Here is a 19,442-nt window from a genome sequence, read left to right on the forward strand (position 1 = left end):
GGGTATGTCCCGAGGCTCTCACATAAGGGGCTTTTACTTCTTCAGCATCTTGATGATTTGGCCGCGGCTCGGTTCTTGACGCGGTGAGGCTTCAGCCTTGCGGAGATACATCGGGGGGACATTCCATTGGTGACCATCCGATGTGACCACCGTCACCGTTTTCCTGTTGTACTTGGAGATGATACCCGTAATGAGAGGGCGCCCATCGGGTTGAAACGACACCTGTTCTCCGATGCTGAACTCAAGCATCGCTCCGTGCGCCTTCATTTGGTGCAGAAACTTCAGTCTCGCAACCACCCGGTTGTTCAGGTCAATAAGTTCCGCTTCCGTGAGCCCGTCTATGTCAATCTTCATCATTTCTCAGCCCTGATTACAGAAAGATTTTCATTACATGAAAACACCGTTCCAATTGTGGACTTACTCTGAGAAGGCCTTTTCCCATCTTCTCCTTGGATTCGAGAACTTTACCTCTCCAGGATGAAACGTTCCGGGTTCATAGGGACGGCCTTTTTTCGTGTAGCGCGTAAGCCATTTCATGTGATCTTCATATTCCGGATGACCCGGATCAGATATTATTTTGAGCAGTTTATAGTATCCATGCACACCTCCGCAGTCTTCCGGCGGGCACGCCCGCTCACCGGCAATGCAACAGGGATACTTACGGCCGCTTTCTTTAAGCATGATCGCTTCAAGAAGGACATTGTGCGACCAATCGTCGCCGAAGTCGTAGTCGTAGATTGCGGATTTCCCGGGCTCCGTAAAATATTCGGTGATAGGCATCTCCCATCCGGGAAGTACTGCACGGTCAAATTCCTCTTCATCGGGAATGCCGATCTCGACGCTCGTCCTCATGTAATGCATGCGGATGTGGAATGCATGCAGATGGCAGTCAAGCCAGCCCATTGCATCCTGTATGGCAACATGCAAATCCCAGAAGGAGTAACCGGACGGCACTTGGATGACCCGCCAGATCGTTGGTTCTATTTCAAGCAACTCAATCCGGAATTGATAAACGATACCGCTGCGCTTCTTTGGCATTTATGTTCGCTCCCATCACTAAAATAATGAACTCCGTGGCACCAGTTATCATCACTCGGGACTGACCATGGCTCGCATCAGTTTCTTCCTGGATGGCCTGGAGAGCCTATCCGCAGTTCGGCATGGTCTGGAATCGCCACGGTAAGCCTTGAATCAGGAAGCGGCTTCGATCGTGTCTCCCTGGCTGGCACTATCGAGTTCAGGGCAGAACGAAACATAGCTGTTACCTTTCCGTTCAATGATCACCGTGAGCTTTTTTGCATGGCATCTTCTCCTGCTTTCCGCTGCTCAATTTCTGATACCGTTCCATGATCAGGTAAATGCCCTGGTCGAAGATGCGGATGGTTTGGTTGAGGGTCTCTACGGCCTGGGACTGGTCGACGTTTGCAGCGAAGAGGGTCTGAAGATCCGGAAAGAGCCACATCTGGCGGCGCAGCATGAGAAGGGCCTGGATGGCCTCCTGGAGTGGGATTCCTTCTTGATAGCGGGCCTCTGCATATCGGGTAAAAAATTCTTCGAGGGCCGGATAGGGGCTCTTGTCAAAATAAATCTTGACGAATCTGTGGTAGAAACCCGCGGCGCAGTTGAGGCAGTGGTCCTTGGAAAGTTTTTGAAATGAAGGCGTTTTTGGATTTCTTCTTACCGCTTTTGCCCACTGCTCGGCAATTTCTTCGGCGTGGGATTCAACCATTTGAGCCAGTTCGTTGACAAAGACTCCCATAGTGACCTCCAAATTCGGTAAAAAAGAACGGGAAATTCAGAAAAGCCCGGGTTTGGGCGGCCATCTTTTCGATGGCGCCGTTTCCGGCTATCCCTTGATGCAGCACACGGCCCGCAGACGGGCGACCTTCCGGGAAAGTCCGGCACGATGGACCACATCGATCACATCGTCCAGCTTTTTGTAGGCCTCCGGAATTTCCTCCTTGAGTGTTCCCTTGCCCGAGGCCATGACCAGCACGCCCCGGTCGGCCATTTCCCGGGCGATCTGCCGACCGGAGCTGGCGCGCGTCGCCTGGGCCCGGCTCATGACCCGGCCGGCACCGTGGCAGGTGCTGCCGAAGGTTTCCTGATAGGCCTTTTCCGTTCCCACCATCACGTAGGAACCCGTGCCCATGTCGCCGGGAATCAGCACGGGCTGGCCGACCTTCCGGTAGCAGACGGGCAGTGCCGGGTGGCCAGGAGGAAAGGACCGGGTGGCGCCCTTCCGGTGGACACAGAGCTCCATCATGTTGCCGTCTACGGGAAAGGTTTCCAGTTTGGCGATATTGTGGCAGACGTCATAAAGGAGCTTCATGCCCAGCTCCCGGGGGCTTTTCCGCAGCGTTTTCTCGAAGGTTTCCCGCGTCCAGTGCATCAGCATCTGCCGGTTCGCCCAGGCGTAGTTCGCCGCACAGGACATGGCGGCCAGGTAATCCCTTCCCGCCTGGGATTCCAGCCAGGAGCAGGCAAGCTGACGGTCCGGAATCGGGACACCCAGTTCACTCATTTTTTTGACCATCCGGGCCAGGTAATCATCGCAGATCTGATAGCCCAGGCCCCGCGATCCGGTGTGGATCAGCACGGCCACCTGGCCAACGGAAAGGCCGAAGACCGCGGCCACTTCCGGATCGAAGATCTCCTCCACGACTTCCACCTCGAGAAAGTGATTGCCCGATCCCAGGGTCCCAAGCTGGTCCCGCCCCCGCTCGATGGCCCTGGGGCTCACCTTGTCCGGATCGGCACCGGCCATGGCCCCGTGGTCTTCCGTCGTCTCGATGTCCTCTTCCGAACCGTAGCCCTGGCTCACCGCCCAGCGGGAGCCCTGGGTCAGAACCTGGCGCTCCTCTTTCGGGGACAGCTTGAGAACCCCCGTTGAACCGACTCCCGAGGGAATATTGTGAAAAAGGGCGACCACGAGATCCTTCAGCCGGTCCCGGATGTCCTCGAAGTTCAGCCTGGAGGTGATCATCCGGCAGCCGCAGTTGATATCGTACCCCACGCCGCCGGGGGATATCACGCCGCTTTTCGCATCGAAGGCCGCCACGCCGCCGATGGGAAAGCCGTACCCCCAGTGCATGTCCGGCATGGCCAGGGAATACTTGACGATTCCCGGAAGGTGGGCCACGTTCATGACCTGCTGCGGGCTTTCGTCGTTTCCCATGGCCCGGAGGAGCGTTTCACTGCTGTAGATCAAACCGGGAACCCGCATTCCGCCGGTTCTGGGAATGGACCAGCGGCAGGCATCCAGTTTGTTCAGGGTCACGCTGATCTTAGACATCGAAGATCACCCGTCCTTTCCAGCCTTTCGGGGTGCGGACGACTTCCGCCTGGTGGTAGGTCGCCGCCTTGATCTCCATATTCAGGACATGCCTGCCGGAGTCGTAGGCTTCGCCGGACAGGGTCGCCTCCAAGGCGGTATCGGATATTTGACGAATTTGAACTTCCTTGATGAGCAGGCATCCCCCGCTCCAGAGATAGAGCGCCTCCCGGAGAAAATTGACCCAGAGATCGGCAAGGTCGGTACCTTCAACAACCAGATCACGGCTCACGCGGATCTCCACCGCATCCAGCTCCGCCATCAGTTCAAAAATGGCCCTCCCGGCGCAGGCAAACACCTCCTCCAGCGAGGATCCCTCCACGTCCATGCCGAGATCCGCCGTGTGATCGAGAAGCCGCCAGGACGCGCTCACCGGTCCTAGTCCTCCTCCGGGAAGACAGGATCGGTCGGTTCATTCTCTTCGGAAACATTCTCCTCTTCCTCACGGGTGTCGCGCTCGGCACTGGTCATGCCCACGAGCTGTTCCTCCGCATCGAGTTCGATCAGCTTGACGCCCTGGGTGCTCCGATGAATCAGGGGCACGTCTTCAATCTTCATCCGGATGATCTTGCCGCTGTTGCTCATGAGCAGCAGGTCCTCCTCGCCGGTGACCTGCAGGATGCCCGCCACCAGTCCTCCCTTGCTGGGTATGATGCGCAGATTGATCGTTCCCTTGCCGCCCCGGCTCTGCAGGCGGTACTCCGAAACCGCCGTTCGCTTTCCGTAGCCCTTTTCAGAAACGGTGATGATGGCATTGCCTTCTCGCGGGATATCCATGCCGATGACGACGTCATCTTCATCCATGGAGATTCCCTTCACACCCCGGGCCGTTCTGCCCATGGTGCGGATGTCGTCCTCGTGAAAACGGATGGCCTTGCCCTGCCGGGTGGCCAGAAAGACATCCTGACCGCCTCCCGTGAGCTTCACATCGACCAGCTCATCCCCTTCGTCGATCGTCAGGGCGATGATTCCGCCGGAACGGGGATTGGAATAGGCGGAAAGATCGGTCTTCTTGACGATCCCCGCCCGGGTGGCCATGATGACCGCCTGCCCCTCTTCGAAGGATCGCACGGGAAGAACCGCCGCCACCCGCTCCTCCGGCCCCAGATTGATCAGATTGACGATGGGTTTCCCCTTGGCCATTCTCCCAGCCTGGGGAATCTGGTAGACCTTGAGCCAGTAGAGCCGGCCGGCATTGGTGAAGATCAGGACATAATCGTGTGTGGAAGCGATGAAGAGCTTCTCCACGACATCCTCTTCCTTGGTCATCATCCCGACCTTGCCGCGCCCGCCCCGGCGCTGGGTCCTGTAGAGGCTTGAGGGATTGCGCTTGATGTACCCCCCCTGCGAGTAGGTGACCACCATGTCTTCTTCAGCGATCATATCCTCGATATTGATGTCTTCCGAGCTGGCCACGATCTCCGTCCGACGTTCATCGCCGTACCGTTCGATGATCTCTTCCGTCTCCGAGATGATCACCTCCAGGACCTTCTGGGGATCATCGAGGATTCCCTGCAACCGCTCGATTTCCTTTAAGATGGCATCGAATTCTTCCTTGATCTTGCTCTGCTCCAGTCCCGTGAGACGTTGCAGCCTCATGTCCAGGATCGCCCTGGCCTGAATGTCCGTCAGCGAGAAACGGCTGCACAGGGCGGCTGCCGCCTCCTGGGGACTCTTGGATGCCTTGATGACGGCGACAACTTCATCGATGTTATTGAGGGCGATGATGAGACCTTCCAGGATATGAGCCCGCTCCCGCGCCTTGTTGACTTCAAAGGTCGTACGCCGGACGATGACGATTTTTCGGAATTCGATAAAACTCTTCAGGACTTCAATGAGATTAAACACATAGGGCTGACCGTTTTCGATGGCCAGCATGATGATCCCGAAAGTCGATTCCATCTGGGTGTGCTTGTACAACTGATTGAGGATCACGCTGGAGTTCTCGTCACGCTTCAGATCAATCACAACCCGGATTCCCTCGCGGTCGGATTCGTCACGGAGATCGGAGATTCCGGTAATTCTCTTGTCCTTGACCAGTTCGGAGATCTTTTCGATCATGGCCGCCTTGTTGACCTGATAAGGAATCTCGGTGACCACAATGCTCTCCCGGTCATTGCGTTCATTCTTCTCGATGATCACCTTGGCCCGCATCCGGATGATGCCCCGTCCCGTCCGATAGGCAGAGAGAATTCCTTCCCGCCCGTTAATGAACCCCGCCGTGGGGAAATCCGGTCCCGGAATATAGGTCATGAGCTCTTCCAGGGTCATTTCCGGATTCCGGATGAGGGCGATGGTCCCGGAAAGAACCTCCGTGAGATTGTGCGGCGGGATGTTCGTCGCTAAACCGACCGCAATTCCCGCCGTACCGCTCAGCAGCAGGGTCGGGAGCCGCGAGGGAAGAACGGAAGGTTCCGTCAGGGATTCATCATAGTTCGGGATGAAATCCACCGTGTCTTTTTCCAGATCCGCCAGAATTTCCTCGGTGATCCGGGCCATGCGGACTTCCGTGTAACGCATGGCCGCCGGGGGATCGTCGTCGATGGACCCGAAGTTTCCCTGGCCGTCAATGAGGGGATAGCGCATGGAAAAATCCTGGGCCAGACGGACGATGGTACCGTAGGCTGCCTGATCGCCATGGGGATGGTATTTACCGATGATATCCCCGACGATGCGGGCCGATTTCTTGTAGGGCCGGTTCCATCGGTTTCCCATTTCGCTCATGGCAAAAAGGACGCGACGGTGAACCGGTTTGAGGCCATCGCGCACATCGGGAATGGCCCGGCCGATGATGACGCTCATGGCATAGTCCATGTAAGACTTTTTCATCTCATCTTCAATATTTACATTGATATTTCTTTGTACTGCCAATGGATCCATTCTTTTTTATTCCTCTTTCCTAGACATCCAGGTTGGACACATAAAGGGCATTCTTGTAGATGAAGTCGCGACGGGGTTCAACCTGATCCCCCATCAGCGTGGTGAAAATCTCATCGGCCTGCACGGCATCATCCACCCGGACCTGCAGAAGGGTTCTCTTCTCTGGATTCATGGTGGTTTCCCAGAGCTGTTCGGGATTCATTTCTCCCAGACCTTTATAGCGCTGGACAGAAATCCCCTTCTTGCCCACGGAGGTCACGAACTGCACCAGAGCGGACATATCCGGAAGTTCCCGGCGGTCGCTTTCCTCTCCGTCCAGAGCCACTACCGAATAGGGGGGCTTGCCGACTGCGGAAATCTGGGAAAGAAGCGCCTTGATTTCCGAGAACTTCGGCGCTCGATAGATGGATTTTCCAAAGGAAATCCTTGAAGGCTTTCCATTTTTTCCCAGGCGGAAGAACATTTTATATCCGCCGTGCTCCTCATCTGCTTCCACACCCGTTTCCATGATCTCCTCCCCGAGGGAATCCGCGGTCTGGCGGGCCGTTTCCCTCAGGAGCCCTTCATCCTCAAAGTCCTGGATGGACAAAGACGGCCGTTCGGCGAGAGAGAGGATAATCTTTCGATTGCAGTCCTCTTTTTCGAACTTCTCCAGAATGGTCTCAACCCGCAGAATCTTTTTGACCAGGTTGAGCAGGGAATTGCCGGTGACGGCCTCTTCTTTCCCGTTGGAATAAAGTTTTATCCGCTTGACGCCATTCTGGAGGATGAAGTTGTTCATTTCGTCCTCGTTATGAATGTAAAGCTCGTTTTTCTTTTCCGTGATCTTGAAAAGCGGCGGCTGGGCGATATAGAGATATCCCTTTTCCACGAGCTCCCGCATCTGGCGGAAGAAGAAGGTCAACAGGAGGGTGCGGATATGGGAACCGTCCACATCGGCATCGGTCATGATGATGACCTTGTGGTAGCGGATCCGGCTGACGTCGTAATCCTCCTCCCCGATCCCCGTCCCCAGGGCCGTAATCATGGTCTTGATTTCCTCGTTCTGCAGCATCTTGTCGAAGCGGGCCTTCTCCACATTCAGGACTTTTCCCCGCAGGGGCAGGATAGCCTGGTTGCGGCGATCACGCCCCTGCTTGGCGGAACCTCCCGCCGAATCCCCCTCCACGAGATAAATCTCGCTTCGGGCCGGGTCCCGTTCCTGGCAGTCCGCCAGCTTTCCGGGCAGCGCCCCCACCTCCAGGGCGCTCTTCCGGCGTGTCAGCTCGCGGGCCCTCCGGGCCGCTTCCCGAGCCCGCGAGGCATCGAGGCATTTGCTCAGCAGCTGCTTGGCTGTCGTGGGATTTTCCTCCAGGTAGGTGCCGATTTTTTCGTAAACGATGCCTTCCACGAGCCCCCGCACTTCGGAGTTTCCCAGCTTGGTCTTGGTCTGGCCTTCAAACTGGGGATTGGCGACCTTGACGCTGATGACGCAGGAAAGGCCTTCCCTCAGGTCCTCTCCCCGCAGCGATTCCTTCCCTTTCAAGAGATTGTTGTTGACCGCATAGTTGTTGAAGACGCGCGTCAGCGCCGACCGGAATCCGCTCAGGTGCGTTCCCCCCTCCGTCGTGTTGATGCTGTTGGCAAAGGAAAAGATGTTTTCCGTGTAGGTGTCGTTGTACTGCAGCGCCACTTCCACGGTGCAGTCCTCCCGCGCTCCGGTGACAAAAATCGGCTCTTTGTGAAGGACCTTTTTGTTGCGGTTGATGTACTCGACGAAGGAGACGATGCCCCCTTCGTAAAAGAATTCGCTTTTCCGGTCCGTACGGTCATCGATCAAGGTGATGAAGATGCCGGAGTTCAGGAAGGCCAGTTCCCGGAGTCGGTTGGCGAGGATGTCGAAATTGAATTCCAGCTCCTCAAAGATCTCCTCATCGGGCTTGAAATAAACCTTGGTTCCCCGGCCGGAGGTCTGACCGGTCACGGTCAGCGGGTTCTGGGGCACGCCGCGGACATAGGATTGCGTATAAACCTTTCCGTCCCGGCGGACATTGAGTTCCAGGGAGCTGGAAAGGGCGTTGACGACGGAGACGCCGACCCCATGAAGCCCGCCGGAAATCTTGTAGCTGTCGTTGGAGAACTTTCCCCCGGCGTGCAGCTTGGTCAAAACCACCTCAGCGGCTGAAACTCCCGTTTCATGCATATCAACGGGAATTCCCCGTCCGTTGTCCTCCACCATGATGCTGTTGTCCACCCGGATTTTCACGGTAATCCGGTCACAGTATCCGGCCGACGCCTCATCGATGCTGTTATCCACCACTTCATACACCAGGTGGTGCAGACCATCCTTGCCGATGCTGCCGATATACATGGCCGGCCGTTTTCTGACGGCTTCCAGGCCTTCCAGGATTTTAATACTTTCAGCGGAATAATTGTCCGTTGTCATTTTTTCTGATCTCTCTTCCATACTGCTCTGTTGAATCACTTTGTTATTTTTCCGTTCCTACGCCCTCAAAGCTTCAGCGGCATCACGACGCAGAGGAAACGGTCGTTGTGGACAGGAAGAATAAGCGTCGGCTTCATGAAGGCGCCGATGCTCATCATCACTTCCTCTTCCCGGATCACCTCGATAGCGTCAATGAGGTAATCCACGTTGTATCCGACCTGGATCTCGTCTCCGGAGTAAGCCACTTCCAGTTCGTCATTGGCCTCTCCCACATCGGGATTGTTCGAGTTCATAACGATTTTGCTGGAGGACACCGTCATCACCACGCCGTTGTACTGCTCCGTCGAGATGACCTTCATGCGCCGGAGGGCGTGCAGAAGCAAATCGCGGTTGAGGATCACCCGGGCTCCCTGCTCGCTGGGGATCACCCGCCGATAGTCAGGATACGTCTCGTCGATCAGGCTCACCTTCAACAGGGTGTTGGCGGTCTTGAGAACAAACATTCCCCGGTCCGAACCGATCCGGATCTCTCCAGGCTCCGAATCGATGAGCTTCCGGATCTCGGCGATTCCCTTCCGGGGGAGAATGATGCCTTCCTCCAGAGAAAAGGTGGGGGTTCCCTCAAGCATGTCGAAGCATTTCGCAAGGCGGTGTCCATCCGTAGCGACCACTCTCAGAACGGTCCCCTGTTCCGTCTGCTCCGTCTCCATCAGGGCGCCGACCAGGTTCTTGCGCGTTTCATCGGTGGAGACGGCAAAGGCCGTCTTGGAAAGCAATTCCTTCAACAGGGCCGCTTGGACGGGATAAAGGGGAACCTCCTCGTCATAGACCACCGTGGGAAATTCCATGGCGGAGACGCCGGGAATCCGGTAGACGGCCTTCTGACTGGTCAGGGTGACCTGATTATGGTCATCGCAGTAGAAGTGGATGCCTTCCTCCTGAGTTTCCCGGATCATTTCGAAGAGTTTCTTCGCGGAGAGAGTGATTTCACCATCCCTGACAACCCGTGCTTCGTAACTGGCCACCAGGCTCAGTTCCCGGTCCGTAGCCACGATCTTTATCTGGCCGTCTTCTGTTTGGATCAACAGGTTCCCAAGAATGGGCATGGTGCTTTTTTTATCAACAATTCCCAGAGTTTTTTGAACACCATCCAAAAAAACCTGTCTCGAAATATCGAATTCCATGACCTTTCCCCATTTCATCCTAATTAGTTTTTTATTTTTCTTTGTTTATTTATTAAAAGATAGTTCTAGTAATAAGTCCTGTGGATTGCAGTCAAGAAACATAAATCCATTTGAATTTCGTTTTGTTATCATAAAAAAGACCTGTTGATAAGTCCCTTGTCGCCCTGTTAGTTCTTTTTAAGAAGCTGATCCTCAATTTCCTGGAGGAGCGCTTTCAACCTGGCGTCCGTCTCGAGCTGTTTGCGGATTTTGTTGTTGGCATAAATGACCGTGGAATGATCCCTACCCCCGATCTTTTCCCCGATGTCCGGAAATGAGCTTCCCGTCAGCTTCCTGGTCAGATACATCGCCATCTGCCTGGCCATGGCGGTGCTCTTGTTCTTGCTCTGAGATTTTATGTCGGAGATTTTCACGTTGCACTTGGCGGCGACGGACTTGATGATCTCTTCAAAGCTTACCTCGTCAGCCTCCCGCTGCCTGATGATGTCTTTCAGGACTTCCTTGACCAGGTCCAGGTCGATGTTTCTTCCCGTCACCGAGGAATAGGCGGCGATCCGGACGAGAAAGCCTTCCAGTTCGCGAATGTTCGATTCGGCATGGGAAGAGATGTAATAGGCCACGTTGGTCGGGACCAGGATGTTGTTTTCCTGGGCCTTTTTTTCCAGGATGGCGATCTTGGTTTCTATCTCCGGCGGCTGGATGTCGGCAATAAGCCCCCATTCGAAACGGGAACGGAGACGGCCCTCGAGGTTGGGAATGTCCTTGGGGAATTTGTCGCTGGTGACGACGATCTGCTTGCCCGAATCGTGAAGCGTATTGAAGGTATGGAAGAATTCCTCCTGGGTTCTTTCCTTGCCGGCGATGAACTGGATGTCGTCCATGAGCAGGCAGTCGATGTTGCGGAACTTTTCCCGGAACTGCGGCATCTTGTCAAAGCGGATGGAGAGGATCAGCTCGTTCATGAATTCCTCCGCCGAGACGTAGACCACATTCATGTCGGGGTAAATGGACATGCTCAGAAGCCCGATGGCGTTGAGAAGGTGCGTCTTGCCCAGGCCCACCCCCCCATAGATGAACAGGGGGTTGTAATTCTTGGCCGGCTGTTCGGCTACGGCCACGGAGGCGGCATGGGCGAACTGATTGGAGGATCCCACAACAAAGCGTTCAAAACTGTAATTGGGGTTCAAGGTTGGGTGCACCTTCTGCCTTCGCGTTTCCTGGGGTTGAGGTTCGACGGTTTTTTTCCTACGCGCCGGATTGGTCGCGGAACGGGGATGTTTTTCCGATTCCGGAAGAATAATAAAATCGATTAAGTACTCTTTTCCCGCTGAGCTGGAGAGGGCCTGGCAAATCACCTCTCGGTAGTTTTCCGTCAGCCAGTCTTTGAAAAACTTGTTCGGCACCGATAAACTGGCGCGATTGTTCTCGATCGATGCCAGTTTCAGCGGACGAATCCAGGTTTCATAATTCTGCGAACTAATTTTTTCCTTAATGATTTTAATGCTTTCTTCCCAGATATTCTCCACTTTGTAACACCTATCCACACACTTATCAACATGTGTTGATAAGTGTTGAGAAAAATTTACTCCTTACGGGGAAAGAGGCTCCGTGGTCTCCTCTTTTCCGCGATTCATTTCGGCGGATTTAACAGGGCGAGCAGACGGTCCCGCTCTTCAGAAGAGGCATATCGAATCTCAATTCTGCCTTTTTTACGTCCTTGTCGAATAACGACCGATGTCCGGAGCCGGGTGGAGAGGGCCCTTTCCAGCACCTCCAAGTGACGGGCCTCATCGCCTGGGGGTCTTTTGGGAGGCCTTTCCAAAGGCCTGGCAACGAGGCGCTCCGTTTCCCGTACGCTGAGCTTCTGTTTCAGGATGACATCGAGGGCTTTCAGCCGGTCTTTTTGTTGCCAGGGTCAGAAGAGCCCTCGCATGGCCCGGGGAAATCCGCTTTTCGACCAGCGCCCTGCGAATCTCATCCTCGAGCTTCAGCAGCCTCAGGGTATTGGCGATCGTGGAGCGGTCTTTTCCCACCCGTGAGGAGATCTCCTCCTGGGAAAGTCCGAAAACCTCCATCAGCGTGCGATAGGCCTCTGCCTCTTCAAGGGCGTTCAATGCCGAACGCTGAAGGTTTTCAATGAGCGACAGTTCGGCCAGTTCCAGATCCTGAACGTCCCGGATCAGAATGGGGATTTCCGTGCAGCCGGCCTCCTTGGCGGCCCGCCAGCGGCGTTCACCGGCGATGATCTCGTATCCCCCCTCCTGCGGCCGGACGATCACCGGCTGGAGGAGCCCCTTGGTTCGAATGGACTCAACAAGATTCCGGTGCTCTTCGTCGTCAAATTCCTTTCTGGGCTGAAAACGGTTGGGAATCAGCTCCTCCACACTGCAGAATATGAAGGAGGGCCGTTCGTTCAAGTCTTCAAGGATATCGGGAAGAATGGCCCCCAATCCCTTGCCCAGAATGTTTTTAGGCGGCATTCAGATCCTCTTGCTGTTCAGAACTTCCTGGGCAAGCTCCATGTAGGAAACCGCCCCGCGGGATTTGATGTCATAGTAAATGATCGGAAGTCCGTGGCTCGGGCTCTCGGACAGACGGACATTCCTGGGGATCACCGTATTGAACACGGAGCCTCCGAAGTGGCTGCGCACATCTTCGCTGACCCGCCGGGATAGAAGATTCCGTGAATCAAACATCGTCAGCAGGATGCCTCCCAGGGAAAGCATCGGATTCAAGCGGGTCTTGACGAGTTTCAGCGTACTCATGAGCTGTCCCAGACCTTCCAGCGCAAAATATTCGCATTGGAGGGGGACAATGACCGAGGATGAAGCCACCAAGGCGTTCAACGTCAAAAAACCCAGGGAAGGGGGACAATCCAGGATGATAAAATCATACTGCGTATCCAATTCCCGGATCAGCCTTCGAAGTTGCTTTTCCCGCTCCTGTATCGAAATGAATTCAACCTCAACCCCAACCAGATCCTGAGTGGCGGCTACGGCATCGAGATAGGGGATGCAGGTGGGGACAACCACCTCCTGCAGCGGGACCCTGTTGATCAGGGCGGAGTAGAGATTTTTCTCCGAAATCTGCTCCCTGTTGATGCCCACGCCGCTGCTGGCATTTCCCTGGGCGTCGCAGTCGATGAGGAGGGTCTTTTTTTCGGCTGAAGCCAGAGTCGCTGAGAGGTTGATCGCTGTCGTGGTTTTTCCCACTCCCCCCTTTTGATTGGCAATGGATATCACTTTTCGCATGGGAGCAAACCCGATTTTAATATTTCATGATCCTGTAAGAGGTGGAGACGTTAACACAAAAAAATCGATTTTAGAAGGAGTATTTTCGTCAATCTTTATAGTAAGTTATGAATAATACACATGATTTCAAATCCTTGTAGCCGCCGGGCCCCTGAAGGTGAGATGGGTCTGCAACTTTTTGAAGATCAGGATCGCCCGGAAATCGCCCCCCCGGGGAAGGGTCAGGGTGTGCACATCGGTCAAGACCAGGTTCCAGTCGGTCAGGATATCCGACACGTCATCCAGTTCCGTCCGGTAATTGGCTCCCTTCATCGCAAAGATCGATCCGGACGGGGAGACCAGCCCGCCTGCCGCCTGAAGGTATTGCGGAAGCTTCAGGGCGGCCCGGGAAACCACCATGTCGAAGCAGTCCCTGGATGACTCCTCTTTCAGCAGGCTTTCAAGACGTTCCTGGAGGATGGACATTCCCTCCAGCTTCAGGATCCGGCAGAGGGATTTGAGGAAGGACACCTTTTTTCGGGAGGCCTCCAGCAGGGTGACCTTCAGACCGGGGATGGCAATCTTCAAGGGAATCCCCGGGAATCCCCCACCCGTTCCGATGTCCAGGAGGCGTCCGTCGGGAAGGGGGAGAAAGGGGACCAGGGTCAGGGAATCCAGGAAATGTTTGACAAAGACTTCCTCCGCAGATTCCGTGGAAGCCACCAGGTTGAAACGGGAGTTCCACAGGTCCAGTTCCTGATAATACCGCTGGAAATTCTGCAGCTGCTCATCGGTGAGAACGACACCCAGCCCGGCAGCCGACTCTTTGAAGCGTTTTGTCAATCCCCCGGATCCGGCGGTATTGAAGTCGCAAGACGATGAATGTTCCAATAAAAAGTTCCTCTACCCGGATTGATCGGACGGCACGATACGGCCCGAACATGTCGACAGGATAAAAAGAAGGCGGATCGTTGGCAAAGGTTTATTTCAAAACTTTTCTTTTGGGTGAAAAAGGATTACATATTTGCCTCCTTTCTATGCGATTGGAAAAGGTCTGTCAACAAGGGACGAAGAGAGAAGAGAAGGTGTTGCAGGGCATGCGGTTAACGGCGGATAAGGAGCATATCGCGGTTGTTTTAAACCGTCCGAAATATGCAGGAAACATAGGCTCGGCGGCGCGCTGCGCCAAGAACATGGGAGTGGAGAGGCTGATGGTGGTGAGTGACCGGGATTACCCGCAGGAGGAAATCCGTCAGATGTCCACCCATCTGGCTGCAGATGTAGTCGATTCCATCGTCTATTGCCGGGACCTGGGGGAAGCCCTTTCCGGATTTCACTATGTCGTCGGAACGACCGCCCGGCTGGGCCTTGCCCGGGGGCCGGTGATGTCGCCCAGGGATATGGCGGAGCAGGTGGTTGAACTATCGAGAAAAAATGACGTGGCTCTTTTGTTCGGCCCGGAGGATACGGGGTTGACCAATGAGGACCTGCGGTACTGCCAGAGTGTTGTCTCCATCCCCACCTCGGAGCGGTTCCGCTCGCTCAACCTGTCTCATGCGGTCATGATCCTCTGCTATGAAATTTCGATGGCGGAAATAGGGGTTCCAGAGCGGTTCACCCCGAAAATGGCCTCTTCCCGGGAAACCGAGGGAATGTACGGGCACATCGGCGCCCTTTTGCAGGAAATCGGCTTTCTGAACCCGGAAAACCCCGAATACTGGATGATGCACATCCGGCGGCTCTTTTCCCGGATGCGCCTTTCCGCCAGGGAGGTCCGGATTATCCGGGGAATCTGCCGTCAGCTTTCCTGGTATCTCCACCACAGGGGATAGCGGTCCCTGTCGAAGGGAATTGACTTCTCATGACTTGTCCCTGACAATAGAGGGCCGAAGCCTGGAACAAAATGGGTGATCTTCATGGAAATAGCGTCAGCAAAAGAAAAAGACTGGGTCGTTGTATCCGTCACGGGCAGAATCGATGCCGTTACGGCACCGGAATTCGAAAAGGCGCTTGCGGAGCAGGTGGCCCGGGGTGAAAAGAATTTTCTTCTCAACTTCATCGGACTTGATTATATTAGCAGTGCAGGGCTGCGAAGCATTCTGGCAACGGCGCAAAAATTGAAGCCCGGAGGGGGAAAGATGATCTTCTCCGGACTGAGGGGAACCGTCAGGGATATCTTTCAAATTTCCGGATTCGCCACGATGTTCAAAATATTTGATACCCGGGAAGATGCATTGAAATAGGTCAAATGGATGACCATGCCCTCAACGATCACATTGCCGGGAACAATGGAATCCCTCTATGCGCTGATGGGTTTCGTGACTTCCTTCGCCGGAAAACAGGGATTTTCTCCGGAAAAAATCCGGACACTCGAACTGGCCATGGAGGAAGTCCTTGTAAACATTATCAAGTATGCATACAGGGATGATGATTCGACAGGCAGCATCGAGATCACCTGCACATGTTGTCCTGAGCGGGGCCTTGTGATCGAGGTCGTGGATTCCGGCGTTCCCTTTGATATTTTTTCCGTTCCCGATCCGGATGTATCGGCCGATATGGAGGAACGGCGAATCGGGGGGCTGGGGATTTTTCTCGTCAAGCAGTTGATGGATGATGTCCGCTATCGGCGGGAGGATAATCGAAACAGGCTGACCCTCGTCATAGACGGCGCCAAAACCTGATCGTTTCTTCGATCGCCTTGAAAGGGGAGCCGGATCGTGAGCGTAAAAGACACCGTGGTCATTGTGAAGCCCAAGCCCCTGGAAGATGTCTCTCAGGATGCCGTAGAGCGGATTCCGCTCCGCTCCGGGCGCCAGATCGTCGTTCATGGCGGTGACGAGGAGGAGCTTATCTCCATCGTGGAATCGGGAGGAGAAATCTCTCTGACGGTCCGCCTGACCGATGCGGGCCCCGTATTTACCCTCCGGGGGGCTCAACTGAAGCTCGAATCGACCCGGTCCATTACCCTGGAAGCCGGAACAATAAACCTTCATGCGCAAGAGGAAGCGGTGCTCAGGAGCGAAGGGGCACTGAAAATAGACGCTGCGAAGACGATGGATCTTCACTGCGATGACGACCTCCGTGTCGAAGGAAAGATCATTCACCTGAACTGAGCAGGAAACGCATGGAATTACGAAGATCAAGGAGGAGAGAGCATGCCGTCCGCCGCCCGCGTGGGTGACATGGTCCTGCAGGATGCGCCCCACTGCCACGCCCCCATCCATCCGCCGGCGCCTGTCCCGACGCCTGTTCCGCACCCGGCGCTTCCGCTGACCATCATAACCGGCATGCCCACCGTGCTCATCGGTAATCAGCCCGCCGCAAGGCTGACAAGCACAACCACGCCCTGCACCCTTCCAGGATGCATCCCCGGAGGGCCCGGGATCGTGGTCAAAGGATCTGCAACCGTCATGATCGGGGGTTTGCCCGCTGCGCGGGTCAATGATCAGACGGCCCATCCGACCTGTGTCGCTCCGATTCCAAGCCCCACGGGAAAAATTCTTCCGCCCGGATGCCCGACGGTGATGATTGGAGGGTAGCCCCATTAAACTGCGCCATTTTGAGATTCTTCAGCCGTTATGCCCGGTGTGCAGAGCAGCCGGACACGAATCTGCTCTGAAGATCGGATCGGTCCTCAGGGAGGGAAACGGGTCAATTCGGGAAGGGATCCTCGTCTGTTCAAACCCCGGCTGCCTCAGTGAATACCCGGTCCTGGACGGCATCCCCATCCTGCTGGCCAACCTGAGGGCCTACGTTTCCCAGAATTTCCTGCCGGTCCTCTGCCGGGACGATCTGACCGAACCGATGGAAAGCCTCCTGGGAGACTGCTTCGGTCCGGGATCGGCCTTTGATTCCAGGCGCCAGCACCTCAGCACTTACGTATTCGATCACTACGGGGATCTGGACCCCGGCGAAGGGAAGCAAAGCCCCGTCCCGCCCGGTTCGATCCGGAGACTGTTCCAGCGGGGGTTTTCGCTCGCGGAGCGACGGGCAGAGGGACCGGTCATCGATATCGGCTGCGCGGTGGGCCGGACGAGTTTCGAACTCGCAGAACAGGTCGATGACATCGTCCTCGGGATGGATTTGAACTTCGGCATGCTGAAGACAGCGGCGACCATTCTCGAAAGCGGATGCGTTTGCTACCCCAAGCGCCGGGGCGGCATTGTCTATGAGCGCCGGCGGTTCCCGGCCGCCTTCGAAAGGGCGGAGCAGGTTGATTTCTGGGTCTGCGATGCGACGGCCCTGCCTTTTGCCGACCGGACCTTTTCCGCCGGGATCAGCCTCAATGTTTTGGACTGCGTCTGGTCACCCTATGACTGCCTGGCGGAGATGGGCAGGATTCTGAAGCCGGGTGGAAGTGCCGTCCTGTCGACCCCCTACGACTGGAATGCCGGTGCCACTCCCGTGGAGTCCTGGCTGGGAGGGCACTCACAGCGCTCAGGACATCGGGGATCAAGCCCGGATATCCTGCGGTCCCTCATGTCCGGAGGTGGCCATCCCAACGCTGTTGAAGTGCTGGAACTTCTCTCGGTAGAAGAAGTTCCCTGGACCCTGCGGCTTCATGACCGGAGTTTTATGGAATACCTGGTTTCCGTGATGGTTATCCGGAAGAAGATGGAAAATGGATCGGCATGACACCTCGATACTCAAGATTCCGGCCCGGATTCAGAGTCTTCCTGACGACGGCAGGAAGAAAGTCCGTTGAGTTTAACCCCAAGACCATCTGGAGAAAGAAGAAATGATCAGCCTCAGCCTCAATCAAACGATAGAAGCAGAGAAGACTCGCCAGATCGAGGATTTGGTAATCTGCGGCAGACTCTGGGATATCTATGAAAAAAACACGACCCTTATGTCCGTCCTCCGCCAGATGTGCGCCGCTGGAGCCGGAATTTCACTCGAGTGGCTCAAGAAATGCGCTGATGCAGTCAACGAGCCTGACCTTAATAAATTCTTTGAAGTCGTCTTCCGCAACAGAAAGGGTGATAAGTTGCTGGACGAGGTCAAGAACATGGATTGCTTCGAGGGAAAATCCCCCACCAGGGCCAAATTCGAGGACATGCAGAAACGCCCGGAGGTCTGGTTCAGGGATATTGGGAAGATCGGCGGCTGGTTCCGGGTCCAGGCCGAGCTGTCGGAACATATGTGCACATTCATCCTCGATCAGCTTGGCCTCAGACGGGACCCGGACATCGATACCCTCATGGCCAGGTCCCGGTTCGAGACATCCGACAATCCCCTCGTAACGAAGTACCTGAAGCTCATAGCCGGTGCGCCCAAAGCGCCCAACCCGGTCCGGGACAAGCATCGCATTCAACTGATGGCTGCGATTCTTGATCGGGAGTACGAGGGGCGGCTCAGTCACCAGGCCAGGCTTGTGCAGCGTTACCTTAAAGGTCAAGGCGCGACGCCCGGGGGCAGAAAATACAAAATCTACGCCTATACCGCAGAATGGTTCGCAAAGTGGCAGTACAAGGGCGACCCGGCAGCCGGAGCTTACCAGGCGAAGCTCGAGGAGGTACGCGGCTCAGAGTACGAGCTGCAGCGTGCCCGACGAAGCGAGAGCAACGTTCCTATCCCGCGCGAGCTGCGGCCATACATCAAAATGCCGTCGCACAAGAAGAGCACGATTAATATCAATAATGACTCTGATTGGCAGTTCGCAGGCATCACCAAATGGCGGCAGATGGAATGGGACCGTCTATGGCAGATCTCTCAGCTTTACGGGCTGCCTCGAGGCGCGACGATCTCGGGGACGACGACGGACCACCAGTTTGCGATCTATGAAATACTATCTCGCGTCGAGTCGATTGGAACAGAAGACAATGTCCGGAGAAATGTTGAAAATGCTGTTCACATGAAGGGCCTCGCCGAACGCATACAGATGTTCCTGCCCTACATCCATCTCATTCCCGTCATCCAGATGGGCGCCCAGATGCACCATTCCGTATGCGAGATGGGGACAGCCCTTTCTCTGAACGACTTTATCGACTACCATGTCGGTTACTACACAACGTTACTCCCCTCTGCCGGTGCGGGCATGAAGGTCTACAGTTCAACCTTCGACCAGGCAGTCAGACGGGCGTTAGCCGACGCCGAAGCAAGGGTGACACATCTGTATGCCATATCGGAGAACAAGCGCAGAGGAATGTCCCCGACGGCGCATGCCGCCTGGGCTTGCTCGAATGATCGGGACCGCGCCAGGCACAAGGCCAGGGCGGCGATCAATCCGGAGACCGCCCACGTGTTCGAGCAGATCCCTTTTGACCATGGGGTTGATTTCATTCTGAAAAAAGCGAAGGAGATCGATGCGAATATCCATTAGCCCGACCGAAAAGAGGGGAAAGGGATGGTTTTCCCTCTTTCGTCATCTTCTCAATCCGGGCTGAAGT

Annotated in this window: 20 protein-coding genes and 1 pseudogene; 7 read left to right on the plus strand and 14 right to left on the minus strand. The window is 55.4% G+C overall.

The features are described from left to right. Window positions 1–33: 33 nt before the first annotated feature. From AB3175_RS10445 to rsmG, 14 genes and pseudogenes are all read right to left on the minus strand, one after another. Window positions 34–357 carry a hypothetical protein gene (locus AB3175_RS10445; protein WP_367360885.1) on the minus strand — a complete coding sequence of 108 codons (324 nt, stop codon included), beginning with the start codon at window positions 355–357 and terminating at the stop codon, window positions 34–36. Between the two features lie 60 nt (window positions 358–417). Then, window positions 418–1,038 (minus strand): plasmid pRiA4b ORF-3 family protein, encoded by a 621-nt coding sequence (locus tag AB3175_RS10450; protein ID WP_367360886.1) that lies wholly within the window; start codon window positions 1,036–1,038, stop codon window positions 418–420. 159 nt (window positions 1,039–1,197) lie between these two features. After that, window positions 1,198–1,284, minus strand: a pseudogene (locus AB3175_RS10455) (type II toxin-antitoxin system HicB family antitoxin); the annotation flags it as partial. Beyond that, a complete protein-coding gene (locus AB3175_RS10460) occupies window positions 1,274–1,759 on the minus strand; it encodes a hypothetical protein (protein ID WP_367360887.1) in 486 nt (161 codons plus the stop codon). The gene AB3175_RS10460 and the pseudogene AB3175_RS10455, both read right to left, overlap by 11 nt. Before the next feature lie 87 nt (window positions 1,760–1,846). Next, window positions 1,847–3,295, minus strand: a complete 1,449-nt coding sequence (locus AB3175_RS10465) for an RtcB family protein (RefSeq protein ID WP_367360888.1) — start codon at window positions 3,293–3,295, stop codon at window positions 1,847–1,849. Continuing rightward, window positions 3,288–3,707, minus strand: a complete 420-nt coding sequence (locus tag AB3175_RS10470; RefSeq protein ID WP_367360889.1) for an archease — start codon at window positions 3,705–3,707, stop codon at window positions 3,288–3,290. Before AB3175_RS10470 ends, AB3175_RS10465 begins: the two co-directional genes overlap by 8 nt. A gap of 5 nt (window positions 3,708–3,712) precedes the next feature. Next, complete coding sequence (gyrA, locus tag AB3175_RS10475) at window positions 3,713–6,214, minus strand: DNA gyrase subunit A (RefSeq protein WP_367360890.1); 2,502 nt, start codon at window positions 6,212–6,214, stop codon at window positions 3,713–3,715. A gap of 19 nt (window positions 6,215–6,233) precedes the next feature. After that, on the minus strand, window positions 6,234–8,639 hold the full coding sequence (gene gyrB / locus AB3175_RS10480; RefSeq protein ID WP_367360891.1) for a DNA topoisomerase (ATP-hydrolyzing) subunit B: 2,406 nt from the start codon (window positions 8,637–8,639) through the stop codon (window positions 6,234–6,236). A 65-nt stretch (window positions 8,640–8,704) separates the two neighbouring features. Further along, window positions 8,705–9,823 carry a DNA polymerase III subunit beta gene (dnaN, locus tag AB3175_RS10485; RefSeq protein WP_367360892.1) on the minus strand — a complete coding sequence of 373 codons (1,119 nt, stop codon included), beginning with the start codon at window positions 9,821–9,823 and terminating at the stop codon, window positions 8,705–8,707. Between the two features lie 167 nt (window positions 9,824–9,990). Continuing rightward, window positions 9,991–11,349 (minus strand): chromosomal replication initiator protein DnaA, encoded by a 1,359-nt coding sequence (dnaA, locus tag AB3175_RS10490; RefSeq protein ID WP_367360893.1) that lies wholly within the window; start codon window positions 11,347–11,349, stop codon window positions 9,991–9,993. 104 nt (window positions 11,350–11,453) lie between these two features. Continuing rightward, window positions 11,454–11,717, minus strand: a complete 264-nt coding sequence (locus AB3175_RS10495) for a hypothetical protein (RefSeq protein WP_367360956.1) — start codon at window positions 11,715–11,717, stop codon at window positions 11,454–11,456. Next, window positions 11,611–12,303, minus strand: a complete 693-nt coding sequence (locus AB3175_RS10500; RefSeq protein WP_367360894.1) for a ParB/RepB/Spo0J family partition protein — start codon at window positions 12,301–12,303, stop codon at window positions 11,611–11,613. The genes AB3175_RS10495 and AB3175_RS10500 overlap by 107 nt, the downstream gene beginning before the upstream one ends. Next, a complete protein-coding gene (locus tag AB3175_RS10505) occupies window positions 12,304–13,074 on the minus strand; it encodes a ParA family protein (RefSeq protein WP_367360895.1) in 771 nt (256 codons plus the stop codon). A 126-nt stretch (window positions 13,075–13,200) separates the two neighbouring features. Further along, window positions 13,201–13,944: a 16S rRNA (guanine(527)-N(7))-methyltransferase RsmG gene (gene rsmG, locus AB3175_RS10510; protein ID WP_367360896.1), complete on the minus strand. Its 744-nt coding sequence runs from the start codon at window positions 13,942–13,944 to the stop codon at window positions 13,201–13,203. 206 nt (window positions 13,945–14,150) lie between these two features. On the opposite strand from rsmG, the gene AB3175_RS10515 reads away from it, so the two are divergent. From AB3175_RS10515 to AB3175_RS10545, 7 genes are all read left to right on the plus strand, one after another. Beyond that, entirely contained in the window at window positions 14,151–14,885 is a 735-nt protein-coding gene (locus AB3175_RS10515) for an RNA methyltransferase (RefSeq protein ID WP_367360897.1), read from the plus strand. Window positions 14,886–14,969: 84 nt separating this feature from the next. Then, complete coding sequence (locus AB3175_RS10520) at window positions 14,970–15,296, plus strand: STAS domain-containing protein (protein ID WP_367360898.1); 327 nt, start codon at window positions 14,970–14,972, stop codon at window positions 15,294–15,296. 15 nt (window positions 15,297–15,311) lie between these two features. Next, window positions 15,312–15,734 carry an ATP-binding protein gene (locus AB3175_RS10525; protein WP_367360899.1) on the plus strand — a complete coding sequence of 141 codons (423 nt, stop codon included), beginning with the start codon at window positions 15,312–15,314 and terminating at the stop codon, window positions 15,732–15,734. Between the two features lie 36 nt (window positions 15,735–15,770). Next, on the plus strand, window positions 15,771–16,166 hold the full coding sequence (locus tag AB3175_RS10530; protein WP_367360900.1) for a hypothetical protein: 396 nt from the start codon (window positions 15,771–15,773) through the stop codon (window positions 16,164–16,166). 42 nt (window positions 16,167–16,208) lie between these two features. Beyond that, window positions 16,209–16,592, plus strand: coding sequence for a PAAR domain-containing protein (locus tag AB3175_RS10535; RefSeq protein WP_367360901.1), 384 nt, complete (start codon window positions 16,209–16,211; stop codon window positions 16,590–16,592). A gap of 46 nt (window positions 16,593–16,638) precedes the next feature. After that, window positions 16,639–17,688, plus strand: coding sequence for a methyltransferase domain-containing protein (locus AB3175_RS10540; protein WP_367360902.1), 1,050 nt, complete (start codon window positions 16,639–16,641; stop codon window positions 17,686–17,688). 103 nt (window positions 17,689–17,791) lie between these two features. Beyond that, the gene (locus tag AB3175_RS10545) at window positions 17,792–19,375 is read left to right on the plus strand and encodes a hypothetical protein (RefSeq protein ID WP_367360903.1); all 1,584 of its coding nucleotides are present in this window, start codon (window positions 17,792–17,794) and stop codon (window positions 19,373–19,375) included. Window positions 19,376–19,442: the final 67 nt, after the last annotated feature.

The sequence above is a fragment of the Syntrophus sp. (in: bacteria) genome, from assembly GCF_040768185.1.
GTDB classification, from domain to species: domain Bacteria; phylum Desulfobacterota; class Syntrophia; order Syntrophales; family Syntrophaceae; genus Syntrophus; species Syntrophus buswellii.